General features: G+C 34.3%; 22 protein-coding genes. 21 read left to right on the forward strand and 1 reads right to left on the reverse strand.

Features of this window, described 5'->3' with window-relative positions:
• The first annotated feature begins 16 nt into the window (after positions 1–16).
• From AC6CHJ_RS06945 to AC6CHJ_RS07045, 21 genes are all read left to right on the forward strand, one after another.
• Positions 17–394 carry a phage baseplate plug family protein gene (locus AC6CHJ_RS06945; protein WP_150284359.1) on the forward strand — a complete coding sequence of 126 codons (378 nt, stop codon included), beginning with the start codon at positions 17–19 and terminating at the stop codon, positions 392–394.
• Entirely contained in the window at positions 387–1,349 is a 963-nt protein-coding gene (locus AC6CHJ_RS06950) for a phage protein (protein WP_150284360.1), read from the forward strand. Before AC6CHJ_RS06945 ends, AC6CHJ_RS06950 begins: the two co-directional genes overlap by 8 nt.
• A gap of 47 nt (positions 1,350–1,396) precedes the next feature.
• Positions 1,397–1,705 carry a hypothetical protein gene (locus AC6CHJ_RS06955; RefSeq protein ID WP_150284361.1) on the forward strand — a complete coding sequence of 103 codons (309 nt, stop codon included), beginning with the start codon at positions 1,397–1,399 and terminating at the stop codon, positions 1,703–1,705.
• A complete protein-coding gene (locus AC6CHJ_RS06960; RefSeq protein WP_150284362.1) occupies positions 1,702–2,073 on the forward strand; it encodes a contractile injection system sheath initiator in 372 nt (123 codons plus the stop codon). The genes AC6CHJ_RS06955 and AC6CHJ_RS06960 overlap by 4 nt, the downstream gene beginning before the upstream one ends.
• Positions 2,060–3,241 carry a baseplate J/gp47 family protein gene (locus tag AC6CHJ_RS06965; protein ID WP_223823538.1) on the forward strand — a complete coding sequence of 394 codons (1,182 nt, stop codon included), beginning with the start codon at positions 2,060–2,062 and terminating at the stop codon, positions 3,239–3,241. The genes AC6CHJ_RS06960 and AC6CHJ_RS06965 overlap by 14 nt, the downstream gene beginning before the upstream one ends.
• Entirely contained in the window at positions 3,234–3,848 is a 615-nt protein-coding gene (locus AC6CHJ_RS06970) for a DUF2612 domain-containing protein (protein ID WP_150284363.1), read from the forward strand. Before AC6CHJ_RS06965 ends, AC6CHJ_RS06970 begins: the two co-directional genes overlap by 8 nt.
• A 10-nt stretch (positions 3,849–3,858) precedes the next feature.
• Entirely contained in the window at positions 3,859–5,256 is a 1,398-nt protein-coding gene (locus AC6CHJ_RS06975; protein ID WP_498287830.1) for a hypothetical protein, read from the forward strand.
• A complete protein-coding gene (locus tag AC6CHJ_RS06980) occupies positions 5,253–5,420 on the forward strand; it encodes a hypothetical protein (RefSeq protein ID WP_498287832.1) in 168 nt (55 codons plus the stop codon). The genes AC6CHJ_RS06975 and AC6CHJ_RS06980 overlap by 4 nt, the downstream gene beginning before the upstream one ends.
• Positions 5,420–5,560: an XkdX family protein gene (locus AC6CHJ_RS06985; RefSeq protein ID WP_498287834.1), complete on the forward strand. Its 141-nt coding sequence runs from the start codon at positions 5,420–5,422 to the stop codon at positions 5,558–5,560. The genes AC6CHJ_RS06980 and AC6CHJ_RS06985 overlap by 1 nt, the downstream gene beginning before the upstream one ends.
• Positions 5,561–6,064: 504 nt before the next feature.
• Positions 6,065–6,397, forward strand: a complete 333-nt coding sequence (locus tag AC6CHJ_RS06990; RefSeq protein ID WP_498287836.1) for a winged helix-turn-helix domain-containing protein — start codon at positions 6,065–6,067, stop codon at positions 6,395–6,397.
• Positions 6,398–6,721: 324 nt separating this feature from the next.
• Complete coding sequence (locus tag AC6CHJ_RS06995; protein ID WP_498287838.1) at positions 6,722–7,147, forward strand: hypothetical protein; 426 nt, start codon at positions 6,722–6,724, stop codon at positions 7,145–7,147.
• A 167-nt stretch (positions 7,148–7,314) separates the two neighbouring features.
• Complete coding sequence (locus AC6CHJ_RS07000; RefSeq protein ID WP_150284368.1) at positions 7,315–7,605, forward strand: hypothetical protein; 291 nt, start codon at positions 7,315–7,317, stop codon at positions 7,603–7,605.
• 229 nt (positions 7,606–7,834) lie between these two features.
• Complete coding sequence (locus AC6CHJ_RS07005) at positions 7,835–8,110, forward strand: hypothetical protein (protein WP_150284369.1); 276 nt, start codon at positions 7,835–7,837, stop codon at positions 8,108–8,110.
• A gap of 140 nt (positions 8,111–8,250) precedes the next feature.
• Complete coding sequence (locus AC6CHJ_RS07010; RefSeq protein WP_150284370.1) at positions 8,251–8,445, forward strand: hypothetical protein; 195 nt, start codon at positions 8,251–8,253, stop codon at positions 8,443–8,445.
• A 95-nt stretch (positions 8,446–8,540) separates the two neighbouring features.
• Complete coding sequence (locus AC6CHJ_RS07015; RefSeq protein ID WP_150284371.1) at positions 8,541–8,945, forward strand: hypothetical protein; 405 nt, start codon at positions 8,541–8,543, stop codon at positions 8,943–8,945.
• Between the two features lie 6 nt (positions 8,946–8,951).
• On the forward strand, positions 8,952–9,209 hold the full coding sequence (locus AC6CHJ_RS07020) for a phage holin (RefSeq protein WP_223823539.1): 258 nt from the start codon (positions 8,952–8,954) through the stop codon (positions 9,207–9,209).
• A gap of 1 nt (position 9,210) precedes the next feature.
• Entirely contained in the window at positions 9,211–10,023 is an 813-nt protein-coding gene (locus tag AC6CHJ_RS07025) for an N-acetylmuramoyl-L-alanine amidase (protein ID WP_150284373.1), read from the forward strand.
• Between the two features lie 140 nt (positions 10,024–10,163).
• Positions 10,164–11,153 (forward strand): DUF6731 family protein, encoded by a 990-nt coding sequence (locus tag AC6CHJ_RS07030; RefSeq protein ID WP_150284374.1) that lies wholly within the window; start codon positions 10,164–10,166, stop codon positions 11,151–11,153.
• Between the two features lie 18 nt (positions 11,154–11,171).
• Complete coding sequence (locus AC6CHJ_RS07035; RefSeq protein ID WP_150284375.1) at positions 11,172–11,729, forward strand: hypothetical protein; 558 nt, start codon at positions 11,172–11,174, stop codon at positions 11,727–11,729.
• Between the two features lie 258 nt (positions 11,730–11,987).
• The gene (locus tag AC6CHJ_RS07040) at positions 11,988–12,209 is read left to right on the forward strand and encodes a WYL domain-containing protein (protein ID WP_150284376.1); all 222 of its coding nucleotides are present in this window, start codon (positions 11,988–11,990) and stop codon (positions 12,207–12,209) included.
• Positions 12,206–12,589, forward strand: a complete 384-nt coding sequence (locus AC6CHJ_RS07045; RefSeq protein ID WP_150284377.1) for a YhjD family protein — start codon at positions 12,206–12,208, stop codon at positions 12,587–12,589. The genes AC6CHJ_RS07040 and AC6CHJ_RS07045 overlap by 4 nt, the downstream gene beginning before the upstream one ends.
• A gap of 41 nt (positions 12,590–12,630) precedes the next feature.
• Here AC6CHJ_RS07045 and AC6CHJ_RS07050 read toward each other — a convergent pair whose 3' ends face one another.
• Positions 12,631–13,170 carry a pilin gene (locus tag AC6CHJ_RS07050; RefSeq protein WP_150284378.1) on the reverse strand — a complete coding sequence of 180 codons (540 nt, stop codon included), beginning with the start codon at positions 13,168–13,170 and terminating at the stop codon, positions 12,631–12,633.
• Positions 13,171–13,174 lie beyond the last annotated feature (4 nt).

Genomic DNA, 13,174 nt, shown 5'->3' on the forward strand with positions numbered 1-13,174 from the left:
TTTTGGTGGTGAAGCAATGAAAAGAAGTTATATCGACTTAGATGTTTCTGAAATACCCGTACAGTTTGAGATAGACCTAGAACAAGACAATTATACGATGGGGATTAACTATAACGAGACATTCGATTTTTACACCGTAGATTTATGGGATGATGAAGGCTCTATTATTGTGCTTGGTGAGAAAGTGGTACTAAATAGGCCATTGTTTGAATCAATTGTCGATGAGAGACTACCCGCACCTTCCATAGTGCCTTTTGATGAATCAGGCATTGCTACAGATGTTTCGAAAGAGAATTTTTATAAAACCGTCTTTCTAACAATCGATGATTTATCTGATGATGAATTGGATGATGTAATAGAAGATGATGATAATTTAGGTGAGTGGGATGACTAATCAATTGTTTCGTAGAATTACAAAGGTAACTATTGAAACACCTAAAGGCCATTTAAAGTTTAATGGCGATGATCTGGAAATTAGATTTACTGTCCCTTTTGACGATGATAGCAAACCGAATATAAGCAACCTCCAGATTTATAATCTAACCAAGGACACAATTAACAAAATAAAAAAAGGATATAACGTTTCTTTAAGCGCTGGCTATAAAGATGATTATGGATTGCTTGTAGAAGGTAAAATCACTTCAGTTACAACGAAATATGAAGGTGTAGACAAAGTTACAACGGTCAAGTTTAAAGAAGGTAAAGACTATAGCGGAGTTAAAGTTGATCATAAAACAGCTGATGCAGCTAAGAAGTATTTCGTGAATAAACGTGTGAAATTAAAGAAACCAATTAAAACAACACATGTAGGTACAAATGGTCGTAAGTATACGAGGACCACTAACTTTAAAACGGTGAAGGTAGCTAAATGGCGCAAACAGACATTGAATATTACATTTGCCAAAGGAACTAAAGCATCTACTATTATCAAAAGATTATCTAGTATTCTAGGGATTAAATTTGCTGAGTTTAATCTGCCAAGAGATAAAGTATACAAAAAAGGCTACAAAGTGACAGGCAAAATTGAAAATAAATTGAATGCAGTTGTAAATGATTGTGATGCGGTTATGTATTGGCGGCGCGGGAAGATGGTTATTCGAAGCATTGAAACAGGGAATGACGAGCGCTTTACATTGAGCTCTTCGACAGGCCTAATTGAATCACCTCAACAATATGAGGATGATGATTTTAAAGGCTACAGCGTCCGTTGTTTACTGCAACATCGCATTACCACTGCATCTATCATAAAGATTGAAAGCAAAACGGCTAACGGCAAGTATCGGGCTAGAAAAGGCCAGCATATGTATGATGGCACAGATTTTATTACAGAAGTTGAGGTGATTGAATAATGAGCGAATTTTCTAGGTTCTTTACGAATCTTCAAAGAGAAATTTTGTTGTCAGTAGCAACTGCAGCACCAGCGAAATTAATTAAATATAATCCGGCCACTAAACGAGCAGATATTCAACCTCTCTTCTTAACAGCTGACAAAGACGACAATTTATTTAAACAATCGCCTATTGAAGATTGTCCAGTGATGCGTCATTGCCAAAGTGATTGTGAAAGTGGTCAATATCCACTTGTTTTCTATAATGTTATTCAACGTAATATGGATAATCTAGATGGTGTTAAATTCATAGATCCAGATTCTTACGATTTGATGAGTAGTAATGATGCCATAATTATAGGGGTGTTTGATGGGTGAAAACTTTAAAGGTTGTAGATGGTGATTTTGTTTTTGATGAAGCCGGAAACCTTGTAATGGTAGAAGGTGACGAAGAAATCGCACAAGGGGCATTGATGAATTTGAGCATACGAAAGGGAGAGTTTGAACTGGATGAAAATATCGGGTTAGACACTTCTTTTATGCAAAACAAATTGGTCCAAGATGAAGAAATTTCAGATAGTGTGTTAGAAGCTTTGCAAGTGTTAACAGACCAAAATATCATAGAGGGAGCAGAAAATATAATGATCTCCCGTCAAGGCCGTTCCTCTACCATTGACTTAGATCTCGTTAAAACAGATGGGCTGAACATAAGCTTAGAGGGAGTTGATTTAAGTGGCTCTGAATAAGAATGGTTTTTCTCGAAAAACATACTCGGATTTATTAGATGAGATGGAAGAGAAGCTTAAAGAACAATTTGGTGAAAACACAAATTTATCATCATATACACCATTAGGCATCATCATGAGAGTGATGGCTTTTTTTTATGCAAAGCTTTGGGACGTTGTAGAAGCTGTTTACAACAGTCGTTTTATCAAAAAAGCCGATGGCGTATCGTTGGATTATCATGGCGGAGATAAAAATATCCCAAGAAATCCAGCTACAAATTCTTATGTACCTTTACAATTCACTGGAGCACCAGGCTACATTATACAAGCTGAAGAAACCTATTCAACAGAAGGGGATATCCAATTTGCTTTACTAGATGATGTAACTTTAGACGACTCTGGTAATGGTGTGGGACAAGCAATTAGCGTCGATACCGGTAGTTATACCAATGTTTCAGCAAATACCATAATAAATATAGTGAACCCTGTAGAAGATATTCACTCTGTTACGAATCCTGTAGCAGCAACTGGTGGGAGTGATATGGAATCCCTTACCTCCTATCGTAATCGTCTTCTCAAGGCAAACGAATCCAATGGAAAAGGTACTGCATCAGCAATTGAATTAGCATTAAGAAACGTGTCAGGAGTACGTTCGGCAAATGTTATTTATAACAAATCCATGGAAGTAGATAATGACGGCAATCCCCCAAAGTCAGTACATGCTTATGTTTTAGGTGGTAGCAAAGAGGCGGTTGCACAAGCGTTATTTGATAGTATATCAGCCACTACTCAAACAGTAGGTGATCAATCTACTCTAATTGCTGATAACTCACAGAATACTCACGATATCCGTTTTGATTTTGCTTCAGTTGTAACAGTGTTTGTGAAATTAGAAGTACAAACGAATGCAGAATTTGAAGCAGATGGTATTACGCAATTAAAGGATGCTTTAATCGCTGTAATTGGCGGTTTAGATTCGAACGGAGAAGAACAACAAGGTTTAACTATGGGTTCGGATGTAATAGTATCTCGCCTTTACAGCGCTTTATATAAGGTAGCAGGGATAGATGACATATCAATCCAAATTGGTTTAAATTCGGATTCCTTGGGCACTGAAAATATTATCATTACTCAAAGACAAGTGGCCGAACTTAAATTGGATGACATTGAGGTGGTTATCAATGCTTAAAGACATGCTTAATATGTTAACTGATGCCTTGAGCAAAAACCCTGCATCTAACATAGTAAAGATTCTATATGTATTCAACCAACAATATGAAGATGTGCAAGAAACGCTTCAGACGATGCGAGAATGGGTTGATGTAGATAAAGCCGAAGGGAAAGAACTGGATTTAATAGGGGCTGACACAAACCAGCCTAGAGGTCTTGCGAATGATGCTCAATATCGCATGATGATTAAATCGAAAAGAATCAGAAGTAAGTCAGATGGAACCTGGAACGCTATCATTGATTCGATGGCTAATACGTTGAATTGTTCGCCGACTGATCTGCAATTCAAATCAGTTATTGAAAAGGGTGGAAGTGAACCACTTGCATTAGTGGTTGAAAAAATCCCGTTAAAAGTTGTGAATGACTCTCAATTAACTACGGGTCAGTTAATCCAGCTAATTGAACAAGTAACTCCTGGTGATGTTCGTGTTGCATCAGCAAATTTTACAGGAACATTTAGATTCTCAAAGAAATATGACACACCTGAATTTGGAGAGCATGGATTCGATAAAGGTACTTTAAGCCTTATTCTAATACCTGCTCAAGAATCTGTGTTGCCAATATAGGAGGGGTAAAATGACATTTACCAAGAAACCATTAAAATGGAATGCTGTTGGTGTTGAACCATCTGAAGAAAAGAAAATACAAGGATTTGGAAATGGTGAATATCCTGCAGCAGGACATTTCGATTTTAAATTTAACTCGGATTATGAAGCAATTAAAGAGCTACAAGAAAAAGCCGGAGAAGTAAAAACAATTAACGGCCAGTTACCAGATGAAAAAGGAAATATAAAAGTAAATGTAGATACATCGAACTTGGCAACCAAAGAAGAACTTAAAGCCAAATATTCTAAACCTTTAGATGGTATTCCTCAAAGTGACTTTGCTAGTGATGTTCAAACTTCTTTAAGTAAGGCTGATGGATCAGCTAAACAAACAGATCTTGAAGCTTTAGACAAAAAAGTTAATGAACATTCGGCGGAAAAAGCGACAGCGACAACTTTAGGTCATGTCAAAATTGGAGATGGAATTAATGTTGACGATGAAGGGGTTATATCAGTACAAGAGATTGATTTATCGTCAATTGAATCAAAAAACAATGAATTAATAAGAGAAGTAGCAAGTTTAAAACTTTATCAAGAAGCAACTCAAAGAATAGAAAATGGTACAGTATTTGGAGATAACGGAAAGTCTATATTTGGTCTTACCTTTGATGAAGTGAATTCAAGTGTAGGCAGAAATAACCTTAATAATGGAGAAAAAGGTATTGAAATCATTAAGGCAACAACTATAACAGGAGATAAATTACCTTCAGAATTAGGTTATTACAGGAGCTACTATAGAATTTATAAGAGTTCAAACTACTTAGAAGTTTATACAGATACTTCAAGTAATGTCTGGGGATATTGCACCGCTATATTGGCTACAATGGATTTTACTGATGTATCCGAAATTGAAATTGACTGGGAAGGTCAAGGCAACAACATTTCGGATAGGACTAGTGTAGTCGGACTTATGTTAAACAAGTCGGATCAAAATCTATCAGGTGGGTTTGGAAAAACAGTTAGTTACAGCTTTGCAAGGAGAAAAGATAGGTTTAATGTAGCGAATGCTATCGGTATATATTCATTGGCTGCACAGTCAAGGATATATCATGCAACTAGCACTGGTTTTGCCTCAAATACGCTTGTATACGGTATAAAAATAATATATTACGGGGGTAAAGAGGTTTCTTTGAAGTATAAGCTAGATAAAAATACAGGTGTAGCTTGTTTCGTAAAAAATAATGGGTTCACTATGGATGCTTTTCTAGATGGCAAAAAGATGCTTAAGTCATTAAGCTCGAATGATGAGGTTTTATTTACAATACCAGAAAAAGAGCTTTCAGCATCAATATTAGATTTAAGGATATCTAGAGTTACTCCTTCTATTAATGATGTAATTCCAAGAATACTAGGAGGTATAAGCAAATGAGGACATACAGGTTTCCTTCTCCTGATGAGAAACGTATAGAGGCGCTTGAAAATGAAAATGCAGAACTATGGTATGATTCAATGCTGAAAGAAGCTAAAATCAATGAGTATGATAGTGATATTGCTAATCTATGGTATGAAATAATGACTGGAGGTGCTGTCTGATGTCAGCATGGTACGATCGAATCAAACGGTTTTATGACCGTAATTTATGGACTAAAGAACAGGTTAAAGATGGTGTAAGGACGAATACTATAACGAAAGAAGAGTATGAATCAATCGTCGGAGAGCAGTTCATGAATTAAACAATTATAAGTGTGAATGACTATTTTTTTCTAAACACTTTATTTTTAAATCCGATATTAAACATGAGAAATATTTATAAAAGGTAGTGTTATTTTGGGTGCTCAGGTTTTTGGTTTCTTTGTTAATATGCTAACATCTATTTTGTCTGCATTGGGTATTCCTTTATTGCCAATTATTTTGATATGCTTGGGTCTAATACTAGCATCACCAGTAATTATAGTTGCTTTATTGATTCTTAGTTTACTATTTAGGGTGATAAGCTTTTTACTAGACAAATTAGGTTGTTTTGGATTTGTTGTTTTAGTTGCTCTATTGTACTATGCAACAATTATTATCTTAGGCAAAACGGGGATATTGGGTACTAATTAATGGAATGCCACATTTATGATAGTAGGAAAAAGAAGCATACACTGAGTAGGCTTTTTTATTTTGTCATTTTTTTAAAACTTATAAAATTAACTCTCTTGTTCTGTTAAAATGTAAATAAAGGGAGGAATGGAAAAATGGAGATAATAAGAGAGAATACCTTTCCAGCGCAAGAAGAAGTTAGTTTTTATTTACTTTACTTTTTGAATTACCACTATAATAATACAAATAATGCTTTAGCAACTAAGGAAGCTTATGAATTGTTGGCAAGAAAGTTTGGACTTTCGAATAATGAAAGAAAAAAAGTAATGGAAAGTGACGATAGAAAAAGGAACCATTGGGAAAACTGGGTGCAACAATCTAAACGACCTCTGGCTCGTAATGGTCTAGTTATTTCACCACAAAAAGGGTATTGGTTAATCACTGAAAAAGGTATAGATTTAATAAGTAATTTAAAAGTAATAAAGTAAAACACTATGGATAATTAAAAAATTGAGCATCCGTTGCAGGATGCTTTTGTTTATTTCGTAATTTGAATAAATTACGCAAGAGCAAGCAGACCAAATAAACAAATTTAGAACATCTATAAAGTTATAAACTATCAACTACTCTAATATTATAAAAACGGATTAAATCATAAGGGTAGTGATCAAGATAGAAAAGTCCACTTTATAAAAGTTTCAGCCTGTTTTTTACAAGGAACAAAACAACTTCTTTACTAACAATCTATTTTAATTGATAATAATATTGGAAATAATTTCATTGTTAATATGAAGAGTAGAAGGGGATATTGTATGAGCAAAAAAATCGATCCAGAAAAACAAGAATCGTTAGTAGCGACAAAAATGACTGGATTTTTAGAGAAAGCAAAAATTGATTTTTCGATAGAAGATATTAAAAATCTTATGCAACTTGCTCCTAATATTAAAGACATGTTAGTCAAAGTAACGGATTTATCTAGTAGTTCTGGACAAAACGTTTTTAACCTTCTAAAAGAAGCTATATTAATTTATAAAGATGAATTGAAAAGAGAAGATCTTACACCTGAACAAAGAGAAGCAATCTATGATCGAATGGATAAACATGTTATGCATGCGCGTGAGCAAGATGATAGTAATAAACAATTCATAGGCGAAGCATTGAAAGTGGCAATACCAGTATTAATTGGTGGAGCAGTTAAATATGGACCAAAAATCATTAAAGCGGTAGTTAAAAGATAAACTTCAAGTCAGCGTAGCTGGCTTTTTTGTTGCATATTTGGAAGATGATACGACATAAACGCTGTTAAACGACTAGCGTTATTTTTATTGCCAAAAACAACCACAAATATAATAAAGGTACTTACTCCTTTTTTGTCGAATTAAGTAGATAGATGGGAGTGGATGATATGGAAGATATGTTAAAAGAATTTGATAAGATAGATATTCTTGCTCAAGGTGAAAAACGTATATTTAAGACTCGAGGTAATTTTGGCGTTAGAGAAAATTCAATTGAAATTAACTTTAGTAAACGAGATGATGCATATAAACATTTCATAAAATTGCATATGAATCACTATATTATTACAAGTTTGCTAATATCAAAAGGCGAGGAAACCAGTGACATGGAAAATTATAAAACTATTTTTATTACAGACTCGGATAAAAAGGTTATGTTAATAAAACAGCAAGTTCAATAGGAGATTGCTGTTTCAATACCTTCCACAATCATTGTGGAGGGTATTTTTATTGCCGAAAGATAAAATGCCAGAAGGGGGTAATTCCATGTTTAAGACATTAGAGGAAGATGATAAGACATAAACGCAGTTAATCGACTAGCGTTATTTTTGATGAAAAAGGGGATAATTGTTAAAGGGTAATATCCATTTCTTTTGAATTTTATCAGTATAGAGAGGGAGGGAGTGAGCCGTGTTAAGGGAATTTGATAAAATAAAAATCTTTACAAAAAATAATTCTTTTGAATTTCAATCTAAAGGAATAGTTGAAGAAAAAGTAAAAGGAAATTTAACTGACCTTGAGTTGGATTTTTATTTTAATGATGCAGCAGTAGAATGGTTTATCAATGCTTATATAAATAGGAGAGAGTTTATTTGTATAATGGTATCAAGAGATGATGAATTTTATATTTCACAAGTGAGAAAAGTGGGGGTAATTATTGAAAAATTGGTTATTTTAATTGATTAAAACACATTCTGTTGAATGTGTTTTTTTATATGCCTTCCCCAATATCCATGGAGGATATATTAGTTTTATCTAAATTAACAAAAAATATTAAAGGTTAATTCTTCGATTAGTAGAATTTAGATAAAGAGGGGGTGTTTTCAATGGATAAATTAGAGCTTTTAAATCGGTTGCTTAAAGTAACAGGTAATTCGCTTTTACTTCAATTTTGGAATAAAAGTAAAGCCGATTTAACTTATCAGTCAGCAGAAAAACTAAAAGAGGAGGGAAAAATAAACATAGGGAAGTTGACTAGACGTAATGATTTTTCCATTTATATTCAAGCGAATTTAAAGTAGCTAATAATTTACCTTCCACAATCTGTGGAGGGTATTTTTCTTGTCAAAAGATAGAGAGAATGGGGGAGAGGGGAATGCCAGGAGGGGGTAATTCCATGTATAAGACATTGGAAGAACATAAAGAACAACTGCAACAACATGGCGAAGTAATTCATCAGGACATTTTACCGAGGTTGGAAATATTAGAAAAAGAACACTTAGTATTTAAGCAAGAAATGACATCGATAAAGACAGATTTGATAGGTGTCCAAAAAGGGCAAAAAGACCTGGAAGTCACAGTGATGAAAGATGGCAAGGAAACACGTGAATTACTAAAACCTTTTGCTGATCACGTTTTAAAGCAAGTGGAGTATGAAGCGGAAACTGATAGAGAAATACAGATTAAAAAATTGGACTTGAAGGGCAAAGTAACAGTGGCTCTTTACGGGGCTATTGGTTCCGGAGGAATAGTCACTATTATCTTAGGAATCCTTGCAGTTTTTAAAGCATTTTTTAAATAGGAGGTCGTGAAATTGACAACAGACAAGTTAAAACAATATATTGCGTTATTCGGAGGATTGCTATCAGCAGTCCTTTTATTTTTGCAATCAGTAGGTATTAATCTCAAGTGGTATACAGATGATTCTATTAATGCGTTTACCAACGTTCTTTTAGCAGCAGTACCATTCGCTTTAGTTGTTTATGGGATTTGGAAAAACACTTATCTTGTAAGCAAAGTAGCAAAAATCCAAGAAAAAGAACTCAAAAAGAAAGGGTTGAAATAATATGGGAAAACAATTTGTAATCAGTAGCGGACACGGTGATAAAGTATCGGGAGCGGTTGGCATTCTAAATGAGCATGAAGAGGCTAAAAAGGTTGTCAATCGTGTATACGATATTGTAACTAAGGAGTACAACGGTGAGGGTTATAAGTATCACGAAACAACAGCTACAACGCAAAATCAAAACTTAGCTAATATCGTGAATTTCCATAACAATAAAGATCGTGAACTAGATGTTGCTATTCATTTTAACAGCGCTACTCCTGCGGCAACAGGAACAGAATGTTTATACTATGACCAAAAACTATTGTCAGCCAAAATGAGTGCGGCCATGGCAACAGCTCTTGGAATTGTAGACAGGGGAGCAAAGGAACGAAAGGAATTGTATTTCCTGCGTAACACTAATAAGCCAGCAATCCTTTTAGAAGTATGCTTTGTGACATCGGAAAAGGATGCAGCTGCATATCGCAATAACTTTGAAGCATTATGTCAAGCTATTGCAAAAGTTATGGCAGGGCATTTAGGATATACAAAAAACCAAGTCGAAGGTGTTTCTAAGCCAGTAGCCAAACCAAAAGAAAGCACCTATTACAGTGAAAAGTTTGATCGCTTAGTTTTATTAACAAACGCAGGGGTATATGCAGATGTTGAATTTAAAGAAGAACTTAACAGATACAAAAAAGATACCAAAATTGATATCGAGGCTATTGTATATGCAAAGAATGGTACACCTCGTTTCTTGGTTAAAGATAAAGACAAGTGTGTCTTTATCACAGCCAATCGGGAGTATGTAAAAGCCTATACAGTAGATAAATAACATTTCATAATCCCCATCTTACACATGGGGGAGGAGGCTTTTTAAAAAATTATCTTTGGAAAGGATTAGGACGTAGTAAAAAAGTATTAAAGACATTTCACTTTTATTACAATAAAATGGTATAAAAGGGGAGTGTTTAAATGGTGAATAATACAATAATAATAGACGAACAAGACCAACTAGAAGAGCAACAAGAACAACTGAAATTGCAAGAAAGTTCAAATGAAAAGGCAACAAAGACCAAGCTTAGATCAAAAGAAATTGGGTTTAATTACTTCTTTATAGTCGGGAAAAAAGAAGACGGTTCGGAATCGAGGGTGGGTATTAAAACGATTCTAGAAGCTATTTACAATAATTACTCAACCAATAAGGGGTCATCAACATTTGAAAAGTTAGTCTATGAATACAATGGAGAATTTGTTCGGTTAGGTGACATTAGCGTTGACAATTTAGGCTATTATCATCTTGTATTCGATAGACTTATTGATTATCATCTTCCTGTAAAAACTACTTTGCATGGAAAATCTGACGTAATAACAATTTTAGATAATGAATATGTAGGACATCAAGTAAGTGTGCTTTATGATACAAATAAAAAAGTCCTTATGATTCAACGTAATAGAGATTCTTTAAGCCCTACAGCATTAGGTGGAGTAATTCGTACTTGGATGGAAGAGTTTGATGTTGAAGAAGAAACGAGCCTACAAGTTATCATGGACAAAACAGCAAAGCGACGAGGTAAAGAAAAAACGCAATTTAGAAAAATGTCTGTACGAACAACAGGAGAAGCTGCTAAGCACATATTGGAAAAAGTAACAGGTAAGAACGATTCAAATAATGAAATTAGGTATGTTGAAATTACAATAGCAAGCCAGCCGATTAAAAAAAGCCATATTCCAGAGGATGTTTCTGATAGCATTTTAGAGAGATACATTGATTCATCAGATGTTGAGAAGTTTCATATTCATGGTAAAGATGATGAAGATTCTAGGGTTGAAAAAATAGATTTATTAGATCAGAAACTAGAGAGTTATTTAAAATTCACTTTCGGCAAAGAAAAGCATCTAAATCCTATAAGCGTATTTAGTGAGATGGTTAATGAATATGAGAAAATGAAAAGTAAAATATAATAGGAAGAGGGGGACCAAGTGCGAAAATTTCTAATGTTTTTTTGGATGCTTGGCATTTTTTCCATTGTCGTGGCTATTATTGTGTTTATTAAAAAAATAAACTTCTTTTCCCTTAATGGATTTGAACAAGCACTATCTGGATATCTAAATGTTTCAAGTATAACTTTAGGCTTTTTTGCAACTTCTATTTCTATTATAGCTTCAATTATGACTACCAAATTAGTGAAAGAAATATTGGGTGATGAAGAATATACAAAGCAATTTTTATATTTACTCATAGCCACCATAGTGACGGGTATTTCCAGTATTGTTTTCACGATTGTCTTTCAAGTGTATATCCAAGGAAAGGCCGGACAACCTACAAACTTTTATAATATATCTAGCCCAACACAAATAATTTTTTCAAGTGTTTGGAGCCTTTTAGTTGTAGCTTATTCAGTATATTTAGCACTTTTTCTGTATGTAGTAGTTTCTCTACTTTTGCAAGCAGGAAAAGACGGTAACGAAGTTTCAGAAAATACTAAGGAAGTAGAACCAAAAAAGAATCCATTTTTAACTAAAGAAAGAGAAATTTAAAACCTTACTTTAATCGGTAAGGTTTTTTGTTTACTTGAAATAAGAACATTAAATTATTTTATTTTGATTGACATTAAAAACGCGGCTTCCCATGTTACTAAAAAGCATGAGACTAGCCGCGTTTTTTTGTTTTTAACTGCATACATAACTTAAAGTTTTGTTACACATAATGGTAATAGGGCTTTTTTTGTCTTGAAACAAGAACGAATGTTCTTTATAATTAGACAAACAAGCGTTCTATTTTGAGGGGGAGACAAGATGAAAGAGCAGTTAATGAAAGCGATGCAGCATAATCAATTGGTTGATTTAATGTACATTTCTCAATCAGGTGAGATAACTAAACGACGAGTAAAGCTAATCAAAATTTTTGGTGACAGATTCCAAGCATTTTGCTTCACTAAGCATGCTAAGCGTACTTTTATTACAGATAATGTTCTTGCAGTGATGCCAGTCCTTAGAAAAGAACGAGAAGTCGTATGAGTAGGGAACACAGCGATCTAGTGCATAAACAAATTATTCTAGATTTAACAATACGGACACTAGAGCGTGATCGTAAGTTTTTAGATAGTTTTAAATCGCATGGAGCTTTCGATATGTGGTTTGAGAGTAAGATTCAAGAAATAAAACAAGAAAAACTGAATGTCAAAAGACAACTAGGATCTTTGGGGGTACGAATAGAAAAAGAAGTAAGAGAAGATGATTTTATTACCGTTTACGAAGTGTTATATCGCGGTGCAACTGAATACCATAGATATTTCAACGTGGCGTTAAGAAATTGGACTAACGAAGAAATAAAACGCCTATTAAATATAGAATATAAAACGGTTGCGGAAGTTAATAAAAAGGTATATCACAAGTAATTGTGAAAGAATCTCATCCCCTTAAATAAGAGGGGATTTTTTTAATGTGGTTGAACTGCTGTACCTGCAGTTTTCAATATGTTTAGAAGCATTGGTGACATCTGAATCAATACATAACCAATCGCACTATTGAAAAATATTGAGTATGCTTTCTCCTTTTGTCCTAAAATTATAAAGAAACATGCACCGACCATCATAAGACTAGCGAGGGGCAATGCTAGGGCGACGAGGATATCAATAATGGGATTCATGATCGTTGTAAGCACATCTAATGAAGTGCCTGCTATATGGTCTGTAACAGCGCCTGTCGGTATAGTTGTATAAGTATCTGGAGTACCTGGAGGCATAGCTGGACCTGACACTGTAGTGCGTGTAATTTCTTCTATACCTATATTGTTGCTAGCCGCTTCTAGAGGAGCAGTTGAAACTTTAGTCAAACTATTCCATGCGACCATTCCAAGACTAGCTACAGCAGGCACACATGCAGCAATAGCTAAGTCCTTACGTGTAGCATGTTGGCTACCAAAATCAGTCCATTTACTTTCAGGCACAACTTCCACTTTGTTTTTATTAAAGAACATTCCA

Source organism: Rummeliibacillus sp. GQ308 (assembly GCF_059759115.1).